This is a genomic window from Salinicola aestuarinus (assembly GCF_003206645.1).
GTDB classification, from domain to species: domain Bacteria; phylum Pseudomonadota; class Gammaproteobacteria; order Pseudomonadales; family Halomonadaceae; genus Salinicola; species Salinicola aestuarinus.
In genome coordinates this window covers 260,254-282,585 of the sequence record NZ_PZJP01000004.1, presented here as the reverse complement: position 1 = coordinate 282,585, position 22,332 = coordinate 260,254, and the positions used below count along the sequence as shown (strand labels likewise).

General features: G+C 63.9%; 19 protein-coding genes and 1 other RNA gene. 10 read left to right on the top strand and 10 right to left on the bottom strand.

Annotated elements, in window-relative coordinates; all coding sequences use genetic code 11:
- Positions 1-53 precede the first annotated feature (53 nt).
- The gene (gene recN, locus DOM41_RS05235; protein WP_110685781.1) at positions 54-1,727 is read left to right on the top strand and encodes a DNA repair protein RecN; all 1,674 of its coding nucleotides are present in this window, start codon (positions 54-56) and stop codon (positions 1,725-1,727) included.
- Between the two features lie 137 nt (positions 1,728-1,864).
- Here the strand turns inward: recN and fur are convergent, their stop codons facing one another.
- A complete protein-coding gene (gene fur / locus DOM41_RS05230) occupies positions 1,865-2,314 on the bottom strand; it encodes a ferric iron uptake transcriptional regulator (RefSeq protein ID WP_110669355.1) in 450 nt (149 codons plus the stop codon).
- A 72-nt stretch (positions 2,315-2,386) separates the two neighbouring features.
- Here fur and DOM41_RS05225 point away from each other — a divergent pair, with 72 nt between their 5' ends.
- On the top strand, positions 2,387-2,809 hold the full coding sequence (locus tag DOM41_RS05225) for an outer membrane protein assembly factor BamE (RefSeq protein WP_110685780.1): 423 nt from the start codon (positions 2,387-2,389) through the stop codon (positions 2,807-2,809).
- A gap of 227 nt (positions 2,810-3,036) precedes the next feature.
- Here DOM41_RS05225 and DOM41_RS05220 read toward each other — a convergent pair whose 3' ends face one another.
- Together DOM41_RS05220 and DOM41_RS05215 are read right to left on the bottom strand one after the other, a co-directional pair.
- Positions 3,037-3,372, bottom strand: coding sequence for an RnfH family protein (locus DOM41_RS05220; protein ID WP_110685779.1), 336 nt, complete (start codon positions 3,370-3,372; stop codon positions 3,037-3,039).
- Positions 3,365-3,796, bottom strand: coding sequence for a type II toxin-antitoxin system RatA family toxin (locus DOM41_RS05215; protein WP_110685778.1), 432 nt, complete (start codon positions 3,794-3,796; stop codon positions 3,365-3,367). The genes DOM41_RS05220 and DOM41_RS05215 overlap by 8 nt, the downstream gene beginning before the upstream one ends.
- A 125-nt stretch (positions 3,797-3,921) precedes the next feature.
- Between DOM41_RS05215 and smpB the strand changes: the two genes are divergently transcribed.
- From smpB to DOM41_RS05200, 3 genes are all read left to right on the top strand, one after another.
- Positions 3,922-4,401: an SsrA-binding protein SmpB gene (smpB, locus tag DOM41_RS05210; protein ID WP_110669363.1), complete on the top strand. Its 480-nt coding sequence runs from the start codon at positions 3,922-3,924 to the stop codon at positions 4,399-4,401.
- Positions 4,402-4,458: 57 nt separating this feature from the next.
- Positions 4,459-4,837, top strand: a transfer-messenger RNA (tmRNA) gene (gene ssrA / locus DOM41_RS05205).
- Positions 4,838-5,681: 844 nt separating this feature from the next.
- Positions 5,682-5,969, top strand: a complete 288-nt coding sequence (locus DOM41_RS05200) for a tyrosine-type recombinase/integrase (protein ID WP_245391747.1) — start codon at positions 5,682-5,684, stop codon at positions 5,967-5,969.
- On the opposite strand, the gene DOM41_RS17945 is transcribed toward DOM41_RS05200, so the two are convergent.
- Both DOM41_RS17945 and DOM41_RS05185 read right to left on the bottom strand, forming a co-directional pair.
- Entirely contained in the window at positions 5,952-6,479 is a 528-nt protein-coding gene (locus tag DOM41_RS17945) for a helix-turn-helix domain-containing protein (protein ID WP_110685776.1), read from the bottom strand. The two genes, DOM41_RS05200 and DOM41_RS17945, sit on opposite strands and share 18 nt — an antisense overlap.
- 1,295 nt (positions 6,480-7,774) lie before the next feature.
- Positions 7,775-9,406: an alginate O-acetyltransferase AlgX-related protein gene (locus DOM41_RS05185; protein WP_157956841.1), complete on the bottom strand. Its 1,632-nt coding sequence runs from the start codon at positions 9,404-9,406 to the stop codon at positions 7,775-7,777.
- 349 nt (positions 9,407-9,755) lie between these two features.
- Between DOM41_RS05185 and DOM41_RS05180 the strand changes: the two genes are divergently transcribed.
- Positions 9,756-12,218: a mechanosensitive ion channel domain-containing protein gene (locus tag DOM41_RS05180; RefSeq protein ID WP_110685773.1), complete on the top strand. Its 2,463-nt coding sequence runs from the start codon at positions 9,756-9,758 to the stop codon at positions 12,216-12,218.
- A gap of 133 nt (positions 12,219-12,351) precedes the next feature.
- Here the strand turns inward: DOM41_RS05180 and DOM41_RS05175 are convergent, their stop codons facing one another.
- The 5 genes from DOM41_RS05175 to hemC all read right to left on the bottom strand — a co-directional run bounded on the left by DOM41_RS05175 (position 12,352) and on the right by hemC (position 18,032).
- Positions 12,352-13,296, bottom strand: a complete 945-nt coding sequence (locus DOM41_RS05175) for an ROK family protein (protein WP_110685772.1) — start codon at positions 13,294-13,296, stop codon at positions 12,352-12,354.
- 134 nt (positions 13,297-13,430) lie between these two features.
- A complete protein-coding gene (locus tag DOM41_RS05170; RefSeq protein WP_110685771.1) occupies positions 13,431-14,654 on the bottom strand; it encodes a heme biosynthesis HemY N-terminal domain-containing protein in 1,224 nt (407 codons plus the stop codon).
- A complete protein-coding gene (locus DOM41_RS05165; protein ID WP_110685770.1) occupies positions 14,651-16,297 on the bottom strand; it encodes a uroporphyrinogen-III C-methyltransferase in 1,647 nt (548 codons plus the stop codon). The genes DOM41_RS05170 and DOM41_RS05165 overlap by 4 nt, the downstream gene beginning before the upstream one ends.
- 5 nt (positions 16,298-16,302) lie before the next feature.
- Positions 16,303-17,091, bottom strand: coding sequence for a uroporphyrinogen-III synthase (locus DOM41_RS05160; protein ID WP_110685769.1), 789 nt, complete (start codon positions 17,089-17,091; stop codon positions 16,303-16,305).
- Positions 17,091-18,032: a hydroxymethylbilane synthase gene (gene hemC, locus DOM41_RS05155; protein WP_245391746.1), complete on the bottom strand. Its 942-nt coding sequence runs from the start codon at positions 18,030-18,032 to the stop codon at positions 17,091-17,093. The genes DOM41_RS05160 and hemC overlap by 1 nt, the downstream gene beginning before the upstream one ends.
- A 369-nt stretch (positions 18,033-18,401) precedes the next feature.
- On the opposite strand from hemC, the gene argH reads away from it, so the two are divergent.
- From argH to dapF, 4 genes are read left to right on the top strand one after another with little or no spacing between them, the layout of a single operon-like run.
- A complete protein-coding gene (gene argH / locus DOM41_RS05150) occupies positions 18,402-19,814 on the top strand; it encodes an argininosuccinate lyase (protein WP_110685767.1) in 1,413 nt (470 codons plus the stop codon).
- The gene (lptM, locus tag DOM41_RS17940; RefSeq protein ID WP_110685766.1) at positions 19,804-20,124 is read left to right on the top strand and encodes an LPS translocon maturation chaperone LptM; all 321 of its coding nucleotides are present in this window, start codon (positions 19,804-19,806) and stop codon (positions 20,122-20,124) included. The genes argH and lptM overlap by 11 nt, the downstream gene beginning before the upstream one ends.
- On the top strand, positions 20,121-21,392 hold the full coding sequence (gene lysA, locus DOM41_RS05140) for a diaminopimelate decarboxylase (protein ID WP_110685765.1): 1,272 nt from the start codon (positions 20,121-20,123) through the stop codon (positions 21,390-21,392). The genes lptM and lysA overlap by 4 nt, the downstream gene beginning before the upstream one ends.
- A complete protein-coding gene (dapF, locus tag DOM41_RS05135; protein WP_110685764.1) occupies positions 21,383-22,216 on the top strand; it encodes a diaminopimelate epimerase in 834 nt (277 codons plus the stop codon). Before lysA ends, dapF begins: the two co-directional genes overlap by 10 nt.
- Positions 22,217-22,332: the final 116 nt, after the last annotated feature.

The following is a 22,332-nucleotide window of genomic DNA, read 5'->3' as shown; positions in this document are numbered from 1 at the left end:
ATACTGTATAAACAACCAGAACCTGTATGGCCGCCATCGATTCGGGAGGCAGTATGCTGACGCAACTCGCCATTCGTGACTTCGCTATCGTCGATACGCTGGAACTGGATTTCCAGGCCGGCATGACCGCCATTACCGGCGAGACGGGCGCGGGGAAATCCATTCTGCTCGGGGCACTGGGGCTGTGCCTCGGCGAGCGCGCCGAGGCCGGCGGCGTTCGGCACGGCGCGGAGCGCGCCGACATCAGCGCACGTTTCGAGATCGCCGAGCGCGAGGACGCCAAGGCGTGGCTCGCCGAGCGCGAACTCGATACCGAGGAGTGCCTACTGCGTCGCGTGGTGACGGCCAACGGCCGGTCCAAGGCGTGGATCAACGGCCAGCCCTGCACCATTGCGGATCTGCGCGCGCTCGGCGAGTGTCTGATCGATGTCCACAGCCAGCATGCGCATCAGGCGCTGCTCAGCGAGGATACACACCGGCGACTGCTCGACGATGCCGCCGGCCACCGTCACGAGATCGACGCCCTCGCCGTGCTGCATCGTCAATGGCATACGCTACGCCGTCAGTACCGCGAGCGCAGCGAAACCGACGAGGAGCGCCAGGCCAAGCGTCAGCTGCTGCGCTATCAGGTCGAGGAGCTGGATACGCTCGATTTGCAGCCCGACGAGCTCGGGTCGCTGGAGCAGGAGCAGGAGACGCTGGCACACCTCGAGGAGACGCTGCGCGAAGCGCAGTTCGCCGCCGATAGCTGCGACCACGAAGAGAGCGGTGCGATGACGCTGCTGCAGCAGGCGACCAGCCGCCTCTCCAAGACACCGGGCGGTGATAGCGGTCCGCTGGCGGATGCGCTCGGCTTGCTCAACGACGCCCAGATCCAGCTCGAGGAGGCAGCGCGTGAGCTGCATCATTTCGTCGAGTCCACAGAACTCGACCCTCAGCGTCTGGCCTGGGTCGACGAGCGGCTCGGCGAGATTCACCGCATTGCCCGCAAGCATCACGTCATGCCCGAGGATCTGGTCGCACTGCATCAGCGACTGAAAACGGAGCTCGACGAACTCGACGGCGGCGACGAGGATCTGGAGGCGCTTCGCGCACGCCTGGAAGAGGTCGGCCAGGCCTATCGCGACGGCGCCAGGCGCATCAGCGAGACGCGTCACCGCACGGCCGCGACGTTCGCCCAGCAGGTACAGGACCAGCTGGCCTTCCTGGGAATGAACAAGGCCCAATTCGCCATCGAGGTCACACCGCTGGAGTCGTCGCAACCCCACGGCACCGACCGCGTCAGCCTGCAGATCAGCGCCAACCCCGGCCAGCCGCCGCGGCCATTGGCCAAGGTCGCCTCCGGCGGTGAACTCTCCCGCGTGAGCCTGGCTATCCAGGTGGTGGCGGCGAGCCACAGCCCGCTGGCAACGCTGGTGTTCGACGAAGTCGACGTCGGCATCTCCGGGGGAACAGCGGAGATCGTCGGCCAGCTGCTGCGCCGGCTGGGGCAGCACGCCCAGGTCATGACCGTGACCCACCTGCCCCAGGTCGCCGCCCAGGCGCATCAGCACCTCCATATCGAGAAGCAGTCGAGCGACGATGACACCCGCACCCAGATGGCCCAGCTCGACGAGGCCGGCCGGGTTCGCGAGATCGCGCGGATGCTGGGAGGGGTGAAGCTATCGGACCGCACGCTGGCTCACGCTCGCGAAATGCTGGCGGCGAGCCAGAACGCGCCTCACTGACGGCTCGAGACCCACCGCCGCCGCGTCGTGCGGTGCACTGGCCACCCAGCGCCCATAAAAAACGCCGACCTCATTGAGGTCGGCGTTTTCGTGCTGAGATTCTGTGTCGTCTGGCGGCAACGCTAGGAGACGACCTCCTACTTCTTGACGCCATCCTGGCGTGTCGCCTTCGAACCCCGAGGGCGAACGTAAAGAACGAGGGCATGCTCGACCAGCTCGTAACCGTGCTCTTCGACGATTTCGCGCTGACGACGCTCGATCGCTTCGTCGAAGAATTCGACGATCTCCCCCGACTCCAGGTCCACCATGTGATCGTGATGCTCTTCCTGAGACATCTCGAACACCGCGTGTCCGCCGTCGAAGTTGTGTCGGACGACTAAACCGGCGGCTTCGAACTGAGTCAGAACTCTATAGACGGTTGCCAGTCCAACGTCTTCACCCGACTCCAGCAGCGCCTTGTAGACGTCCTCGGCACTCATGTGGAGCTCTTCCTCCATCCGAGTCGCTTCAAGGATCTGCAGAATTTTGACACGTGGCAGAGTGACCTTCAGTCCCGCCTTACGCAATTCTTGGTTTTCGTCGGCCATGGTCGCTCTTCGCAGTAGCGTCTCGTGTCGGGTATGATCAATCCACGCAACGATAGTGAAAGACGGACTCAAATGCAAAATCTGATCAGAACGGTCGTACTCCTGCTCGCCGCCTCTCTTATCGCGGGCTGCAGCTACTTTGGCGTCTATAAAAGAGACATTCCACAGGGCAATCTCATCACTCAGGAGATGGTCTCTGAGCTGGAGCTCGGCATGAGCCGCGAGCAGGTTGCCTACGTCATGGGCACCCCGCTGCTGGAGGCGCCCTTCTCCTCGGATCAGTGGGATTACGTCTTCTATCTGGACCAAGCCTACGGCGATACTGTCGAAAAGCGTCTCACGCTGACGTTCGACAATGACCGGCTGGTCGATATCGCAAAATCCGGCGACATGGATTCCGACATCGAGCTCGACCAGGATCAGGGCCCCGGCCCCGCCGTCGAAGGCGCGGGAGAGGGAATGGCGACGCCGCGCATCGGCCCCAGCGCCATCTGATCAGCGCATCGCCATTTCACTCTGCACCGGCGCGGCTCCCTCGGGAGCCGCGCTGTCGTTGGGTCGCCACACGATCAATGACTTCACAATGCAGTCGCTACTATTTATTACCCCCTATCACTCGGCGACGGATTCCCCCCAGCGCTCGACGCGTGAATCCCGGCCGTGGCAAGCCGCCCATGCCGCGATGAGCGTCTCCTGAAGCCGATACCGTCGGTCAATAGACGCTAGACGCCTTTGGCGGCCCGCTCCCGTCGTGCCTGTTTGGGGTCGATCTCGAGGGGGCGATACACTTCGATGCGATCCTCCGCCTGGGGTAGATAGCGGTCGGGCTCACGCAGAACCACGCCGAAGCAACCCAGCGGCGCCCGCGTGAAGAAGTCGCTCGAATAGCCCTCGAAACGTGCCTCGAAACCGGCGCGAATGACCGCCTCGCGGGCGTTCAGCCCCAGAGACGTCGGCAGCGTCACGATCTCCTGCTGCACAGGCGTGGCGAAGACCACCTCGAACGTCGCGCCTCGATCCCCACGCGCCGGAGGCTCAGGGGTGACTGACTCATCCATAGAGTTGATCGGCCCGGCGAGTGAACGCATCCACCAGCTGACCCGCCACCTGCTGGAAAAGCTTGCCAAACGCCACGCCGAGCAGCCGGTTGCTGAATTCGAACTCCATTTCGAGCTCGATCTTGCACGCCTGCTCGCCCATCTTGCGAAAGTGCCACTGACCGGTAAGACGCTTGAACGGCCCATCCACCAGCGACAAGTCGATCCGCGAGGGATGATGGAGATCGTTGCGCGTGACGATGCTCTGTTCGACGCCTCCTTTTGCCAGCGTCATGCGCCCAATGAGGTAGTCATCACCTCGCTCGATCACGCCAGCACTGCGACATCCCGGCAGAAATTCGGGGTAACGTTCGAAGTCGTTGACCAGTTCGAACATCGCCTCCGGCGTATGTCGCACGAACGCGGATCGGTTGACGCTTGGCATGGGCATCTCCACTGCGTTATCGCTCTGATGCGCGTATCATGAGCGACCGTTTATCAAATGCTTGAATGGTAGCATGTCCGCCCCGATATCTGAGGGATCGCCGGATATCGCCGTGAAGAGGTGTCATGGTTAAAAAAAAGGATAACGCGCCGGGCAACAGCACCATCGCCCAGAACAAGAAGGCTCGTTTCGAATATCACATCGACGAGGTCTTCGAGGCCGGACTGTCGCTGGCCGGTTGGGAGGTGAAGAGTCTGCGCGCCGGGAAGGCACAGTTGACCGACACGTACATCCTGGTCAAGAACAGCGAGGCCTGGCTACTGGGCAGCCATATCATGCCGCTCAATACCGCCAGCACGCATGTATTGGCCGATCCGACGCGCACGCGCAAGCTACTGCTGCATCGTAAGGAGATCGCCAAGATCTTCTCGCGCACGCAGGAGAAAGGGCATACCTGTGTACCGCTTCGCATCTACTGGAAGAAGAATCTGGTCAAATGCGAGCTGGCACTGGTGCGCGGCAAGCAGCTGCACGACAAGCGCGCCACGCAGAAAGAGCGTGACTGGAATCGCGAGAAGGCACGGGTCATGCGGGATCACGCCTGATCGGTAGACGACTGTGGCGTAGTAGTAAGACTGACTGCTAAACTAGGCAGGTTCTACGGGGGCGACATGGCTTCGACGCCGGTGGCAATCCCTGAGGTGCATGCCGAGAGCGTAACGTATCTCGTAAATCCAACGTTACGATTCAATAGTCGCAAACGACGAAAACTACGCTCAAGGCGCACTGGCAGCGTAACAACTGCTAGCTGTTGTCTGGCCCCAAGGCGATGTGCCCATTCATCGCTGAGGGGATATGAGCTAAAGCTGATGGGACCGCGGATGTCAGCGCTCTCCTGACATTCGTCAAACCTTAGAGAGATCGCAAGGTGCAATCCTGCCCGTCGGAGTGCACTGAGTTAAATCAAATGACGGAACTAAGCATGTAGAGCTGATGGGCGAGTGCCGGCGGACGGGGGTTCAATTCCCCCCGCCTCCACCATATTTAGAGCAGAAACAGCCACTTACGAGTGGCTGTTTTTGTTTTTAAGGCCTGAAACGGCCTTCACTGGGCATGGCGTGGCCAGCTTTATGTTCAGCATTCCCGCTTTGAATACCTGATGTTCGATCAGGCCTTCTTTCTGCTGCTGATCACCGCCGGATTCAACATCTCGTCGATGCCGCTTCCGGCCTCGCGACGTGCCACTGGACTAGCCGTGTACCTGACGAACACTACGAGCGGGCAGTCAAGCGTAAAATCTAGCGGTTGCTTGCCCGCCCTCGTGCCGTAAATGCTGCATACAATTACAGTATCCACGGGAGCACATATCATGGCCACCAAACAGCAGAAACCGTTTAGCTACGAACTGCTTTGCGACCGCATCCGGCACCAGCTCGTCGAAGCGAACACGCGCAAGGCGAATTACGTCACTATTTTCGATTCGACACGGAATCAATCGAATATTGGCACCAGATGCTCAAGGAGTTCAACGAGGTCGATTATGTCGATGTGACTCGCGTAGGCGATGCCGAGGCTATGGTCTCGCGGAATCGCTCCGAGGCGGAGACGATGACATGACAATCCCCGTTCAGTATCTAGGCAACTACGATACCGGCACACTGCCGGTCATGATCCCGCTCGCGACCGGCGAGGCCCGCACAGGCTCCCCTCCCCGACCGAAGACTACATCGAAGCTTAGCTCGACCTGATCGCGCATATTGTCCAGCGACCGAGTGCCAAGTTCTACGTCCGCACCGCAGGCTCCCGCACGGTCGACCTGCTACCTATCACCCACAACGCCCTCAAAAAGCAGAAGCCGCCCAGCGCGCTACATTCCAGCGGCCATGTGTCCCTCAATCCCCTTACCGGTGATCCCTGGACCGGCGATCAGGCGATCAGGGAAACGGTGTGGACCCACGCACTCAAGCGCGCTGGCGTCAGGTACCGCCGGCCCTACCAGACACGCCACACCTTCGGATCGATGATGGTCTCCGCCGGCGAACCGCTCGCCTGGGTATCGCGCCAGATGGGCCATACCAGCGTCATCACCAGCACGAGGATCTACGCACGGTGGATACCGGCCACCAACAGCCAAGCGGGGATGCTGGCGGATCGCCTATACCGAGTCACTTGATTTCCCGGATTTTTTTATCTTATTAACGGTAGATTGGCGCCTTCGTTTACCATCATTATGCTTTTGGTTTTCCTTAAGTTCCTCTTCTGCTTGTGGCTCCAGTAGCCTTCGCAGGGGGGATAAATCATATTGATTAGATAGATTACGGTCCTTTTCTTGCTTGCGGATGATCCTTCTCAAAAAGCCGGCTCGCTCCATTTCTCGGAGCCCCCTTTGCACTGTCGACTCACTAACCCCCATCGACTCCGCTAAACGCCGCTTGGTTGGATGGGGAGGATTGGAATCGTCCCACCAATACATTAGTAATTGCACAAGTATATTCAGGTGTGTAGGCGTCAACCCCAACGTCTGCTGACGCTGGATTAAAATGTTTGGTATGGCGGTCCACCCGAGAGCTACGATTGGCTTCCCCCACTTATCTTCGTGTTTACTTTCCCTGCGTCGAGGGACTGCGACCTCGTCAGCCGCACTAACCTCTTTTGACGCTGTGGCGGGGCTGCCCTTGCTCATAACTTTGGTTCCGATATCTGATCTCAAACGCAGTGAAACAGCTAGGAGCGAAAACAGGAAGGGGGTAGACAAGGGGGGAGGGGTGCACGTGCGAAGCCCACTTTATACAGTATATGTCCTTGTCTCGCCTTATACGTATTGCTGAGTGAGTATTATTTGTAGGTCAGAGCCACACCCCACTGGGATGCATAAAAGAAGCCCAGTGGGGTGCAAAAATGGGGCCCTAGCATTACCTCGCATGTCTTCCTTTCAAGCTTTTGGAGAGCCATCATGAGGACATTAGATACAGGGGCTAGAAAAATGCGAAACCAAAAAACAAAAAAGGCGGGTTACCAATGGCAACCCGCCCTTTCATCTCATGTCCTCGGGTGGAGGCAAGAAGCCCGCGAATCCCAAGGCGATTCTCGTGTAGTCTATAGCGCGCCCCACGAAAATACAAATACGTATCGCATGGGGCTACGTGATGACTGATGATCAGCTTGATGCGTTAACGCGAACGTTCTCGGCCAGCCGACTCTCCACCTATGGTGCCCACCCTAGCATCACAGGCAACAGGCTGCATGGCATGCATCTCTATGGATGGAACGCTAGCCTGTCAGCGGCTCTGATGCTCCCGTTGCACTTCTGCGAGGTTACAGTGCGTAATGCAATTTCTGAAGCCATTACCCTAACCTACGGGCCCGACTGGCCATGGCAAACTAACTTCCTGCTGAGCCTACCGGTCAAGGTCGGCCGCTACAGGATGCGCCAAGACCTGGAACTCGCACGGCAAGGGATACAGCAAGGAAATACAGGAAAAGTGATCCCTGAACTGAAATTCATGTTTTGGCTTCAGATGCTGACTAGTAGACACGATGGGCGGATCTGGATACCCCACATCAAAGGCACGTTCCCTCTGGCTCCTGCTCATCTGAGCCAATCCGAGATCCGTAGCCAGCTGTCCTCCGACCTAGACCAAATAAAAAAGGTGCGAAATCGAGTCGCCCACCATGAATCAATCCTGAGCCGAAATCACGCCCAGGATTACGTTAGGCTTCAAAGAGTTGTCGGATGGCGATGCCAGACCACCGCGGAATGGATGGACCTGAAGGAAACGTTTACACAGATTCTAAGGGAAAGACCTTAGTGGTGATGGTTTGGTCAGCAATTGGTCTAAGCCTTTGTTTTGTATAGATGCAGCGCGGGTTCAATTCCCCCCACCTCCACCAAATCGCAAAAAGCCCCCCGATGATTCGCTCATCGGGGGGCTTTTCGTTAGTGACGCGCCGGGTGACTGGAGAGTCGAGCAGCGCCGATCAGCGCAGGACCTCCTGCATGAACGTTCGGTAGAAGGCGTAACGTCGCTGATGCCGGATCTGCTCCCATAGCTTGTTTCGCTGGGCCTCAGGCAGCCGGTGGCGCCGGATTTCCGGTGCCATCTCCGACAGCTGCTGGCGCACGCTGCCCGGGGTTGGCAGGTAGCGCTCGTTGGTCTGAATGATGACGTGATCCGCCTGCTCGTGTTCCACCACCTCGTGAATGTAGCTCCCCGGCAGGTTGAACACGACGACGCGCCGGAAAACCGCCGCGAACAGTCTGGCGAAGCCGCCCGCTCCCGCCGAGGAGCCGCCAAAGATGATCAACGTGCGCGCATGGAGGGGCTGCTCGTTTTCGAAGATGCTGATGTTGCCGGTGCCTGGGACACCATTGGTGAAGCGACAGCGCGCTCGCGTCTCGCCCTGCGGTTCCACGACCGTCGTCAGCGACCGTGCCGGCGGATCCAGCTTGGAGCCGAGATCTCCGACGACTTCCCGCTCGCTGAAGCTAAAAAGGTGCTCGACGTTCTCGACGTAGCCGAGGCGTCGTAGACAGGATTGGAAGGCGATGAAAGCGCCGAGACCGCTCCAGTGCGTATCGGTTGCGTAGTAACTCGCCGGCGCCGCCTGCATCGCTTCGATCGGGTTGAGGTAGTCGGCGCCCGCCTGCTGGAGAATCGCTTCCACCTCTTCGGTTGGTGTCACGGCAGCGCGTCGGTGGGGATAGCGCTCGGGAGACACCTTCTCTTTGGAGTTGGCGATCAGAAAGAGGACCGACCGCTGTTGCTGGAGCACCGCGAGCGATGAGGCGAATTCGTACCAGCGACGGCGTTGCGCCTCGTCCAGCGGCCGCTTCCCGGTGAACTGCTCGGCACTGGCGTTGGCATCGTTGGCCAGAAACAGCCAGCCCTCTTCGCCATGGATCACCTCGGTGACCGGTTCCAGGCTCAGCTTCACAGAGCCCTGCGCCTCGCCTCCGACCGAGACGTCGAGCGTTGTCGGCTGGGTCAGGTCGAGTGTCAGCGTGATTTGGCACTGGCGAAAATTCTGCAGCGATCCTATCCGACTCTGCCCGTCCGCCGGTGCCCAGCTCACCATGGAGGGTGCCGCCAGCGACTGACCGGCAATACGATACTTTCGTGCCCTGCGACTCGCGATGACATCGCGGAGATCACGAGCGGCAGCGTTGTCGGGCTCACGCTCGAGTGCCGTGTCCACGATGCGCAGAGCCGCATCGAGATCCTGAGCCGCCAGGCAGGCACGCGCATGGCGCAGGTACACCGCCGATGGAAATCTCGCGAACTGGGTCTGGATTCGCTGCCAGCGCTCGCTCGCCGCCTTCCAGTCCTGGCGCGCCATGGCGAATTCGGCATCCGCAATGCGGATCTGCAGATTGTCGGGGTGTCTCTCCAGCGCCAGGGCAAGCAGGCTTTGACGCTCATCCACCCGCCCCAGTCCCGCGTGGGCTCGAATCAGCATCAGCATGATCTCGGCGCTGTCGTCGCCGGCACGAAAGGAGGGCTCCAACTGGTCGATGACGGCCGCAAATTCACCGCTTGCCAGCGCCGCGGTGGCGGCGTCGACGGGCTCGGCGGGTGCCATGCCGCGCTCGATCAGGGGAAGGGTTTGCATGGCGATCTCACTTGCAATTGGGTGGGCTCTGCCAGGCCACGCCACAACGCTCACTGGCTCGACGAGCCTTTGACTATAGCGAGACGGCTCCCCACCGGGCATCAACCGCCGGGGCTGAATTTATTCATGACTTGTAATGGGTTCCCGACGCCCCGGGCGCGTCAGCGCCTCCCTGCCGATCGGACATGCCAAAGTCGGCGGCATCGGCTAGCCTTTTCAAGACGCTGCCATGCTACCCAAATTGCGAAATTGGCCCGCAGCATGAAGATGATACCCTAAGGATGTTTTGGACGGTCGCGCACTACCGACTCTCCGCATGACTCCGCCCACACGACAAGGAGGTTAGCGCTTGACAGCCCTTCGCCCCGATCGCTGGCTAGGCCACTGGCTACTGCTGATACTGATAGTTTTCGTCCCGCCGGCACTGGCTCAGGAGAGTTCAAGTGACGCGACCGCTCAGGAAGCGCCGGCCTACTCGACCATGGCCGATCTGCTGGAAAACGAGCAGTCCCGCCAGACGCTGATCGACCAACTTCGCCAGCTTGCCCAGAATCAAGGTGAGCAGGCCTCCGAGGCCGACAGCGACACCCCCCCTGCCGACACGACGACCGAGGATGCCTCGCAAGGGGCGGCCAGCGACGAAGGCGCCACCAGTCAGGATGAGCGCGCAACGCCGACCCAGTCCTTCCCGCGCCGGATGGCGGAGATCACCAGCGACTTCGCCGGCGATATCGGCGCACAGCTGACACTGATTGCCACCACCATCGGTGGCTTCTTCACCAGCGGTGACGCCGCGGCGAGCAGCGGACCGAGCTTCGACCTCGGCGGCTTCCTCAGCGTGACGCTGGAACTGGCCATGGTGATCGCGGCCACGGTCGTGGCCTTCTTCGTGCTGCGTCTGCTCGCGCGCCCGTTGTTCAGCAAGTTCAGTCAATGGTCGGTCAGGGGCGGCGGTCGCAGCGGACTGTTGCGCGTCATCGCGGCCGTCGTGCTCGCGGCTATCGTGGATGTCGTGGTCATCGTGCTCGCCTACATCGCGGGCAATCTCGTTGCCACTTTCCTGGTCGGCGAAGCCGGCAGCATGAGCACGCGCTTCTCGCTATTCCTTAACGCCTTCCTGATGATCGAACTGTTCAAGTGCGCGCTACGCGTACTGCTCTCGTCGAGCCATGAAGGCCTGCGGCTGGTCCCCATCGCCTCCGATCAGGCCCGCTACTGCAATCGTTTCCTGGCGACGCTCGCCGGTTTCGTCGGCTACGCCATGCTCGTCGCGGTACCGATCGTCAGCGCCAGCCTCTCGCCAGTCTTCGGCAAGGCCGTGGGTGTGATGGTGATGCTGATCGCGCTCATTTGGGCGGTGACCGTCATTCTGCGCAAGCGCGTGCCGGTTCGCGACTTCTTCATCGCCAAGTCCGAGCAAGCGACGATGAGCGCGGCAGGCCTCGCCCTGCGCCTGTTCGCGCGGTGCTGGCACATTCTCGCACTCGCCTATGCGGTCGTGGTGTTCGCCGTCACGCTGCTGCATCCGGAAACCGCGCTGCCCTTCGTGCTGGTCGCGACGCTGCAGACACTGGTCTACATCGGCATCGGCATGCTGATCTCCGGCATCCTCACCCAGCTGATCGGCCATCGCATCGAGCTCTCCGAGGGCCTTCGCGAGCGGCTACCGCTGCTCGAGGTACGCCTGAACGCCTACATTCCCACGCTGCTGAAAGTCATCCGCGCGATCATCCTCGTCGGCGTGGTGATGTACGTGCTCGACGCCTGGCAGTTCTTCGATCTGGCCGCCTGGTATGCCACTGACGCCGGCAGCCGCACCGTCGCGACGGTCATTCAGGTGCTATTGATCCTGGTGGTTGCCGCCGCCGTCTGGATTGGCCTCTCCAGCCTGATCGAGAACTATCTCAGCCCGGAAACCGGCGACGGCGAGCCCACCGCCAGGGCCAAGACGCTGATGAGTCTGTTCCGCAATGCGCTGGCGATCACGCTGATCATCATGACCGTGATGATCGTGCTCTCGCAGATCGGCATCAATATCGGCCCGCTGATCGCCGGTGCCGGCGTTCTGGGTCTGGCGATCGGTTTCGGCGCCCAGAAGCTGGTTCAGGATGTCATCACCGGGGTGTTCATCCAGCTCGAGAATGCCATGAACACCGGCGACGTCGTTACCGCTGGCGGCATCACCGGCACCGCAGAGCGGGTCAGCATTCGCTCGGTGGCGATTCGCGATCTCGCCGGGACCTACCACATCGTGCCGTTCTCCTCGGTCGATACGGTCTCCAACTTCATGCGCGAGTTCGGCAACCACGTCGGTGAGTACGGTATCGCCTACCGCGAGGACATCGACTACGCCATCGAGCAGCTCAACGCCGCCTACGACGATCTTCAGGCGGACGAAGAGCACGGGCACAAACTGCTCGCGCCGATGACCGTGGCCGGTGTCATCGCGCTGGCCGACAGCTCGGTGAACATCCGTGTGGTGATCAAGACCAAACCGGGCGAGCAGTGGGGTGTCGGTCGCGCCTACAACCGGTTGGTCAAATACCACTTCGACCGGGCCGGGATCGAGATTCCGTTCCCGCACACCACGCTCTTCTTCGGTCAGGATCGTGAAGGCGGCGCCCCGCCCGCGAATCTGCGGGTCATGCAGCAGGACTTCAGCATCGACGGCAATCCCGCCGGCCAGCCGCGCCACGACAGCGCGGCCGGCGATCAGCGAAGCCTGCCCACCAGCCAGCAGCCGCAGGACGCCACGCACCGCAAACCCACGCATGACGACGTCGATGAAGACGGGCCTGACGACCCTCGCTGATCGTCGCTATCGACCCGCGATCGTCAACGACGAAGGCCGCCCTCGGGCGGCCTTTTTTTGTCTGCCATTCCCGCCTCCGTGCCCCAGAAGGCCCCGCAAGGCAGCGATCGATCCTACGCTGGGCGCTGTCCGGTCATTCGCTGGGCGCTGTCCGGTCATTGGCAGGGCGCTGTGCCAGCGCGGCGCCCTGCATGGCCGCACCGCGCACGCCGCTGGCGTCGCCGAACCGCGAGCGCACGATGCGCGGGGTCGCGATACCGGGAAACAGATGTCGCGACAGCGCGCCCGGCAGGCCGTCGAGGAGACACTCCAGCGCGGATAGGCCACCCCCGAGTACGATAATCTGCGGCGCCAGCAGCTTGACGACGTTAGCCAGCGCCTCGCCCAGCAGATCGAGATGGCATTCGTGCGCCAACACCGCTGCCGACGCCCCCGCCAGCCAGTCGCGATGCCACTCTTCCGCCGTGGCGGCGTCCCCACCGAAATGTCGGTGCAGGCGAACCAGCCCCGGGCCCGAGACGTAGCGCTCAAGACACCCCTCGAGGCCGCAGCCGCAGGCGAGTGCCGGCAGGGAGTAGCGATCACGCGCGCTGGCCGACAGCGGCAGATGCCCCCACTCGCCGGCAAAGCCGCCACTGCCGCGTAGCAGGCGGCCGTCGACGACGGCCCCGCCACCGGCCCCGGTCCCGAGAATGGCGCCGAAAGCGTGCTGGGCGCCTTCGGCGCTGCCGCCCGGCCCGATCTCGGAGACGATAAAGCAGCGACTGTCGTTCTCGAGCGCGATCGGACGCGCGAACCGCGACGCCAGCGCTGTGACGATCGACAGGTGGCGCAGTCCGGGCAGGTTGGCGGCGATCAGCCGTCCCTGGGGGTCGATCACCCCGGGCACGCCGATCCCCAGGGTGCCGGCGTCGCCCGTGCGCCGGTCAGCCTCTGCCACCATCGCGCTGAGCGTGTCCAAGAGCGCTTCGCCGTCGGCGGCCGGTGTCGGCTGGCGCCAGTGATCGAGCCGTTCCCAGTCGGCATCAAAGCGCGCTATCTCGATCTTGGTGCCGCCGATGTCGATCCCGTAGTGCATGCTCGTTGCTCCTCACTGCGTCGTGCGTCACGCACGACGTCTCGATCAATATCCGCAGGAGAGTGTCGCCGCCGGCGGCATACACAAAAAAGGCGCCCTCGAGGGGCGCCCTGGTGCGCTGGGTGAGTCGGGCGTCAGCGGGTCATATCGCTCGGCTGCGGCAGTGCCGGTAGCGACTTGTCGAGCAGCGTGACGCTCTGGCGATAATAGAGCTGGCTCTTGCTGTGGTCGCCGAGGTTGGCGTACAGCCTCGCGAGTTCGGCACAGACGACGCCGCTCGATCGCTGGCGCTGACTCGCCTCGAAATACTCCTGCGCCTTGCCCCAGTAGGCGTTGCGCAGTGACAGGCGGCCCAGCGTCAGCAGCAGATCGGGGTCGTTGGGCCGCTCCTGCAACCACTTTTCGGCATAGGCGAGCTGGCGCGCGGCATCGACGTCGAGCAGGCCGTAGCGCAGCACCAGACGCGTGTCCCAGTGCTCCTTTAGCGCATTGCGGAGCAGCCGCTCGGCGTCTCCCGATTCACCGCCCTTGATCAGCGCTTCGCTGTAGAGCAGCACCAGTTCGATATCACTGCGCAGGCTGTCCGGCATGTCCGCCCACAGCGCCCGCACCCGCTCGAGATTGCCCTCCTGCTGCGCGGCCTGGATGAGCATGGCGCGGTAGGCCCGCTGCTCGAGTTCGCGCCGCTCGTCCTCGGTAATCAGACGATGCTTGTCCAGGCGCGGCAGCAGGCGTCGCAGACCGTCCCAGTCGTTGACGCTGAGGTACGCCTGCTTGAGCAGCTTGAGCACCTGAGGATGCTCGGGCAGCTGCTGCTCGAGCCGGGTCAGCGTCGCCAGCGCCTCCTCGAACTGCTGGCGGTCGAGCATCAATTGCGCCTGCACCAGCCCCACCGCGGTGTCGGCACCTTCGGTGCTGTGATGCGCGCGGTTGAGCAGAATGTCCGCCTGCTCGTATCGCCCCTGATAGTGAGCGGCGAGAGCGGCGGAGAGGTAGTTGACCAGCGGCGTCCCGGAGTCGTCGGCGGCCTGGGTCAACGCCTTCTCGGCGCGCTTCCAGCGTCCTTCCGCCAGCGCTACCAGCCCGCTCACCGTGCGCCGCATGGCGGTGCGGTGACGCGTGCGGCTGTTCCAGACCTTGAGCCGGCTCACCGGACGGCGCAGGCGCACCAGCGCCCGCAGCACGAAGTGGAAGACGACAAAGGCGACCAGCAGCAGCACACAGCCGAACCAGAACGAGGTCTGAATCGAGGTGTCACCAACGCGAATGAACCAGTAACCCGGCAGTGACGACATCAGCTGCCCGAACAGCGCGCCGACCGCCAGACCGATGACGATCAGCAGGATCAGCTTTCTCATGCGTCGTCTCCCTGGTCCGAATCGCGCGGCGAGCCGCCGTTGCTGTTGTTGCCGCTGGCGCTGCCACCATCGCTGCCGTTACCGAACCGCTGTTCGATGAAGCGCTTGAGCAGCTGCGAGGATTCGCTGATGTCGGGCAGGTCGGGGCGTACGTTGGTATCCCGCAGCGACTCGAGCTTGTCGAGGGCATTCTCGACCCCGTCGCGATCGGTGGCGTAGTAGCCGTTGATCAGCTCGACCGCCTTGTCGAGGCTGGCCTGATAGAGCGCCGGCTCTGCCTTAAGCAGGGCAAGCTGCGCCTGCTCCAGCAGCAGACGGACGTTCTGGCGCAGATAGGACTCCTGCTGCGGGGTGATCAGCGCCTCGAGCGGCTGATCGTGGCGCCGCACCGTGACCAGATCCTTGAGCTCGCTACCCAGCGTGCCGAGCTGCTCGCGCCAGCCGCCCGTAGGCTCGGTCTCGGCGCTCGCCGCCGCCACCTCTTCGATGTCCTGCTTCAACGGTAGCCGTGCCAGCTGCTCCTGCTGCGCCATCAGCGCCAGATAGAGACCGGTGCGATCGACCGCGGGGACCGAGTCGAGGGCGGCCAGCTCCGATTGAATCGCGCGACGGATCGGTACCAGCGCCGGGTTGTCGGCTTCGCGCAGGCGATCATCGGCCGTATTGAGCAGTGCCTTGGCGCCATTGACGTCGCGCTCCAGCTGCAGCCGCTGGTTGGCCAGACGCAGCAGGTACTCGGCTTCGGCGTGGAGCCACTCCCGCGGGTCGGCCTGCTGCTGCTGGGCGAGATCGTCGAGCACGTCGTCCAGCGTCTGATCGACGTTCTGGCGGTACTGATCGAATTCGCCGCGCATCATGTTGAGCGTCTGCTGACGGTTCTGATCGACCTCATCCAGCCGCGACTCGAGCTGGCCGATGGCATCGCGATTGGACCCCATCTGATCGAGACGGCCCTGCTGCTGCTGCAGTGTCTGCCAGCCACGATAGCCGAGAAAGGCGACCACGAGCGCCAACACCACCAGCAGTACCAGCGCCACCAAACCCAACTTGCCCCCGCGGCCACCGCCGCGCGGGCCCGTCTCGTTCGGGGGCTTGCTGCCGCCGCTACCACTGCCGCCACTGCCGCCACTGCCGCCGCTGCCGCCGCTGCCGCCGCGAGCGTAGGGGCCGGAGGGACGACCGGCGGTCTCCTTCGCCCCCTTGCCGGTGTTGGTCTTGCCCGACGCACTGCTCGTGGCGGCCCCGGAGGCGGCCGTGCCCGCTGTCGGTTTGTCGGCTGTCGCTGCCTCAGGGGTGGGGTCGGCGCTGGAGGTGCTGTCGGTCGAGGCGTTGGGCGTTGCCGAGGCGCCAGATGACGGAGCCGACGATGCGGCGCTGCTCGAGGCGTTGCCACTGCCGTTTTCAGGCGATGGGGTGGTGCTCGGCTCGCCCTGGCTATCGGACTGGGTGACATCCGGCTTGATGGGCTGAGAAGCACCGGCGTGACTGGCGGTCGAGGATGCCGCCTTGTCGCTTGCGGCAGCGGTAGGCGTGGAAGACGCAGCGTCGGTTGTCGGGTCGACGGCGTCGCTGCCGGTGTTGTGACCGGCGGTGCCGCCCCCTGACGTCGACTGCGATGTCGGTTCTTTTCGTTGCTTGCTCATCTACGCTATGCCTTTTCCTGGTCACCCTGATCGAAAGTCGCACATCGCGGCGCCGGTAGAGCGTCGAGCGCCTCGGCCAGTGCCGAGGGCGATGCGCCGGACGCGACGTGAAGCGAGCCGAACCCCAGTGTCGTCGCCAGTGTAGCCAAGCGGCAACTCGAAACGATTAGCGGTTGGTTCAACGCCGCCGTTCCACACCATTTGACGAGATGGTGCAGGATTTCCGCACTGGTCACCACCAGAGCGCGGTAGTCACCGTGCTCGAGCCAGGTACTGCCCGGCGGCTGCGGCGGCTCATGGCAGCGGCGGTAGAGCGCGAGGGGATCGACTTGGGCACCGCGCTCACCCAGTACCTCGACGAGCCGTTCTCGCCCGCCTTCCCCCCGCGCCAGCAACAGACGCTTGCCGGACCCCCCTTTCAGCGAGGGCGCCTCGAGCAGCGCTTCGCTATCCTCGCCGGTACCCGCCGGGGGCATTACCGCAGGAACGCCGAGCGCGGCATGCAGTGCCTCCGCCGTCGCGCGGCCCACTGCATAGAAGCGTAGCCCTAGTGGCAGCTGCGGCCAGTATGAATCAATCGCTTCGGCAAGACACACCGCCGCCTGCGGGCTGACGACGATGACGCCATCGTAGCCGTCGAGCTCGAGAATGCGCCCGCGCGTTTCGGCATCGAGCGCCAGCGTTTCCAGACGCAGCACCGAGAGTGGGACAGGGTCATACCCCGCCTCGGCGAGGGCCGTTGCCAGCACCTCACCGCGCTCGCCGGGCCGGGTAAGCAGCACGCGCTGGCGCATCAGGCGCTACCGTAGACCTCGGCCAGAATCTCTCCGGCGCCCTGATCGAGCAGCTCCTCGGCAATTCGGATACCGAGGGCTTCCGGTTCCATGGCTGACCCCCGCCCTTCGGCACGAAGCACCCGGGTGCCGTCGGGGCTGCCTACCAGCCCGCGCAGCCAGAGCGTATCGCCGCTCTCCTCGAGCAGGGCGTAGCCACCGATGGGCACCTGGCAGCCGCCGTCGAGGCGTGTGTTCATGGCCCGCTCCGCGCGCACTCGCGTCGCGGTGGGCGCGTGATCCAGCGGCGCCAGCAGCGACACCAGCTCGGCGTCGTCGTGACGGCACTCGATCCCCAGCGCGCCCTGACCACAGGCGGGCAGGCTCTCCTCGGCGGAGAGCTCGGCGGTGATACGCTCGCCGAGTCCCAGACGTTGCAGACCGGCGGTAGCAAGAATGATCGCTTCGAAATCGCCGGCGTCGAGTTTCCCCAGCCGGGTCTGAACGTTGCCTCGCAGCGGCAGCACTTCCAGGTCGGGGCGCTGCGCGCTGACCTGCAACCCGCGACGCAGGCTGGAGGTGCCGACACGCACGCCTTCAGGCAGCGCCGCGAGGTTGGCGTAGCGGTTGGAGACGAACGCATCGGTGGTCGCACCGCTGGCGAGAATGACCGAGAGGCCGAGTCCCTCGGGGAAGTGCATCGGCACGTCCTTCATCGAGTGCACGGCCAGATCGGCGCGACCGTCCAGCATCGCCTCCTCCAGCTCTTTGACGAAGAGCGCCTTGCCGCCGATCTTGGCCAACGGCGTATCGAGAATCTTGTCGCCACGCGTCGACATCGGTACCAGTTCGACCTCGAGCCCCGGATGGTGGTGCTCGAGCAGCGCCTTGACGTGCTCTGCCTGCCATAGCGCCAGCGCGCTCTTGCGGGTTGCGATTCTCAATCTGTTAGCGTCGAGCACGCGTCTCTCCGAGTCGGGGGATTTACCCTGCGTGTCGCCGTCGACACCAGAGCCTCTGGAAGAATGAAGCACCATCGCAGGCGCCCTCGGTCGAGCATTCGACACCCGTGGGGCCTCATCCGCATGATAAAGCAGTCGCCGAGCCAGGAGAAACGGGCCCCGGACACCACGCCCCTGCCCGCCCGGCAACCGGCAGTGGCTAACCCGTGAGGCGGCGCTGACCCGCTGAGGCTACGCTGACCCGCTGAGGCTACGCTGGCGGCGACTCTGGTACACTCGAATCACCGCATTGCGGGCCCTTTGACCTTTCCCGACGGCACCCGCGATACCGCGACGTCTTTCGCCAACCACGACAGAGCTCGATCTTCGATGACGCAGGCAACCAATCAATCCTGGGGCGGGCGCTTCAGCGAACCCACCGACGCATTCGTCGCCGCCTTCACCGCTTCGATCGCCTTCGACAAGCGCCTCTATCATCACGACATCCGCGGCTCCGTCGCCCACGCCACCATGCTGGCGCGCGTCGGCGTCCTGACCGACGCCGAGCGCGACCGCATCATCGACGGACTCGGCGAGATCGAAGCCGAGATCGAACGTGGCGAGATCGAGTGGTCGGTGGCGCTGGAAGACATCCACATGAACATCGAAGCGCGGCTCACCGACAAGATCGGCGTGACCGGCAAGAAGCTTCACACCGGACGCTCGCGCAACGATCAGATCGCCACCGATATTCGCCTCTATCTGCGCGACGAGATCGACGCCGTCGCCGCCGAATTGACGCGCCTGCGCAGCGGGCTGATCGACCTGGCCGAGGCCGAAGCCGACACCATCATGCCGGGCTTTACCCACCTGCAGACGGCACAGCCGGTTACCTTCGGCCACCATCTGCTGGCGTGGCAGGAGATGCTCGCCCGCGACCACGAACGTCTGCTCGACTGCCGCAAGCGGGCCAACGTCCTGCCACTGGGGGCGGCGGCACTCGCCGGCACCACCTACCCCATCGATCGCCACGTTACCGCCGAGCTGCTCGGCTTCGACCGGCCGGCGGAGAACTCGCTGGATGCGGTGAGTGATCGCGACTTCGCCATCGAGTTCACGGCGTTCGCCAGCATTCTCCTGATGCACATGTCGCGCATGAGCGAAGAGATGGTGCTGTGGGCGAGTGCGCAGTTCGACTTCGTCGACCTGCCGGACCGTTTCTGCACTGGCTCGTCGATCATGCCGCAGAAGAAGAATCCCGACGTGCCGGAGCTCGTTCGCGGCAAGACCGGGCGTGTCTATGGCCACCTGATGAGCCTGCTGACGCTGATGAAGTCGCAGCCGCTGGCCTACAACAAGGATAATCAGGAGGACAAGGAGCCCCTGTTCGACACCCTCGACACGGTCAAGGGCTGCCTGCGTGCCTTCGCCGACATGGCCCCGGCGCTCAAGGCGAAGCCGGAGAGCATGTTCGAGGCCGCCCGCCGCGGCTTCTCTACCGCCACCGACCTCGCGGACTACCTGGTACGGGCCGGCGTCGCTTTTCGCGACGCCCACGAGATCGTCGGCAAGGCGGTCGCCTTCGGCATCGAGCAGGGGCGTGATCTGTCGGAGATGACGCTCGATGAGCTCAAGCAGTTCTCCGACGCCATCGGCGACGATGTCTTCGAGGTGCTGACGCTCGAGGGTTCGGTGGCGGCGCGTAACCATATCGGCGGTACGGCGCCGGATCAGGTTCGCGCGGCCGCGAACCGGGCGCGCGATGCCCTCAACGCGCTGCAGGAGAGTCGCCATGGCGCCTAACGCTCGCCGCATGCTCGCCCTGCTGACACTGCTGGCACTGGTCGCCCTGGCCGGTTGCGGCCAGACAGGCCCGCTCTACATGCCCAACGACAGCGACGCGGCCGAGACCTACGACCCGCAAGGGGTCCACGAGCGCGACGCACCGGCCCCGCAAGCCACGCCGCTTCCCGACGCACCGGTGACCCGCGAAGAGGCGACGCCTGCCGACCCGGTCGACGCCAGCCCCGGCATGCGCACCGACGCCAAGGGCCCGTCGTCCGAGGCGGCGGGTTCTCGTGAGGGGATGCGATCGAGGGAGGCCCCGCAATGACCGACACCGCGTTCCCGATCCATGACGGCGTGCTGCACGCCGAGGGACTGAGTCTCGTCCAGCTGGCCGAGACCTACGGCACCCCCTGCTACGTCTACTCCCGCGCCGCCCTGACGCAGCACTTCTGCGCCTATCGCGATGCATTGGCGAGCATGCCGCACCTGGTCTGCTACTCGCTCAAGACCAATTCCAACCTGGCGGTGATCGACGTGCTGGCGCGGCTGGGCGCCGGGTTCGATATCGTCTCGGTCGGCGAGCTGGAGCGCGTGCTGGCCGCCGGCGGCGATCCGGCGAAGCTGGTCTTCTCCGGCGTCGGCAAACGCGACGACGAGATGGCCCGCGCGCTCGAGGTGGGCATCAAGTGCTTCAACGTCGAGTCCGAGTCCGAGCTGGCACGTCTGAATGCCGTGGCCGGGCGCCTCGGTCGCGTGGCGCCGGTGTCGATTCGCGTCAACCCGGACGTCGACGCCCGCACCCACCCGTACATCTCCACCGGGCTCAAGGACAACAAGTTCGGCATCGCCATCGACGACGCCGAGCGGGTTTACCGTCACGCCTTCGCCCTCGAGCACGTCGCCCCCGTCGGGATCGACTGCCACATCGGCTCGCAGCTCACCGAGATCTCGCCGTTTCTCGATGCCCTGGATCGGCTGCTGGTGCTGCACGACCGTCTCGTCGCCAGCGGCATCGCGATCGAACATCTCGACCTCGGGGGCGGACTCGGCGTCAATTACGCCGGCGAGACTCCGCCACCGGTGGCGGACTACATCGGCGCGCTGCGAGAGCGCATCGGCGCGCGCGAACTCGAGCTGATCTTCGAGCCCGGCCGCTCGATCGCTGCCAACGCCGGCGTACTGCTGACCCGGATCGAGTACCTGAAGCCCGGCGAGACCAAGAACTTCGCCATCGTCGACGCCGCCATGAACGACCTGATCCGGCCCACGCTCTACCAGGCGTGGCAGAACATCACCCCGGTGGATAGCCGAGCGCCGCGTCAGAGCGAGCGCTGGGACATCGTCGGTCCGGTGTGCGAGTCCGGCGACTACCTGGGCAAGGATCGCGAGTTGGCCATCGAGGCGGGAGACCTGCTCGCGGTTCACTCCGCCGGCGCCTATGGCTTCGTGATGGCCTCGAACTACAATACCCGCGCCCGCCCCGCTGAGGTGATGGTCGACGGTGACGCCCACCATCTGGTGCGACGCCGCGAACCCCTGGCCTCGCTGTGGGCGCTGGAGTCCTGCCTGCCGGAGCCGACGTCATGCTCCTGAATTTCACCAAGATGCACGGACTCGGCAACGATTTCGTGGTCATCGATCTGATCAGCCAGCGCGCCTACCTGCGCGACGAGCAGATTCGTCGGCTGGCTCACCGCCAGTTCGGTATCGGCTTCGATCAGCTGCTGCTGGTGGAGCCACCGCGCCAGCCGGACATGGACTTTCGCTACCGCATCTTCAATGCCGATGGCGGCGAGGTCGAGAACTGCGGCAACGGCGCCCGCTGCTTCGCGCGCTTCGTGGTCGATCAGCGTCTGACCCACAAGCGCGAGTTCAAGGTCGAGACCCTCGGCGGGCCGCTGACGTTGCGGGTCGACGACGACGGACGCGTGCGTGTCGACATGGGCGCGCCCCGGTTCGCCCCGGAGACGCTCCCCTTCGTCGCCGATGAGGACCTGCCGCTGCACCGCCTCGAGATCGACAACGAGACGGTGGAGTTCGGCGTCGCCTCGATGGGCAATCCCCATGCGGTGATTCGGGTCGCCGACGTGGAGAGCGCTCCGGTCGCCGAGCTCTCGCCGAAGCTGCAGGCCCATCCGAGCTTCCCGCGGGCGGTCAACGTCGGCTTCCTGCAGATCGACTCGCCTCACTCGGCCCGTCTGCGCGTGTTCGAGCGGGGCAGCGGCGAGACGCTCGCCTGCGGCACCGGCGCCTGCGCCGCGGTCGCCTGCGGCATCCGCTGCGGGGTACTCGAAAGCCCGGTGGAGATCGAGCTCCGCGGAGGACGCCTGACCCTCGAATGGGCGGGCGGCGATGCCCCGATGATCATGACCGGCCCGGCGGTTCGGGTTTTCGAGGGACGCATCGCCTTGAATTGACGTCTCGCGCCGAGACGGCCTGACGCCGCCAGGCGGCAACAGAAAAGAGCAATAAAAGACGTGGCCACGCGCGTTATCCGACAGCCCGACGCGCGTCGGCACTGATCCGACACGAC